General features: G+C 39.3%; 1 protein-coding gene. It reads left to right on the forward strand.

Annotated features, from left to right (window positions below):
- On the forward strand, window positions 1-453 hold a 453-nt coding region (locus P5683_RS25855; protein ID WP_315657767.1), incomplete at both ends, for a transposase.

The raw sequence follows: 453 nt of genomic DNA on the forward strand, positions 1-453 counted from the left end.
AAAAAGAGTGCTTTTGTAGCTACCTCATGCCAGCCAGGTAAGTCTTTAAAAACTCAAGGATTTAAGTCGGGCGAATCCCATTTTTTTAAAAATGTAACCTTGCAAAAATTTGCACCTATTCATGGATTTAACCTAGGAGTTTATTGGCAAAAAATTCACCGAGGAAAAAAGGTAAAAAAACCTTGGTATTTACTAACTACGCTTGATAACCCCAAGCTGGTTAAGCAACTTTATCAAGCGCGGTGGGGTATCGAAATGATGTTTAGAGATTGTCAAAGTGGGGGCTATAATATGGAATCTACTCGGGTGGATTCAACCCGATTTTTAGCCTTGGTTTTGTTGATTACTTTTGCTTATTGGCTGGCGACACTAGGAGGTCATGAGTGGGAAGCTAATCACTTAGTAGCTTACCTCGGTCGAAGCGAAAAAACTCCTAATAATTTTCCCCATCAT

Origin of the sequence: Limnospira sp. PMC 1279.21 (assembly GCF_032349615.1) — a bacterium.
Taxonomy (GTDB): Bacteria; Cyanobacteriota; Cyanobacteriia; order Cyanobacteriales; family Microcoleaceae; genus Limnospira; species Limnospira fusiformis.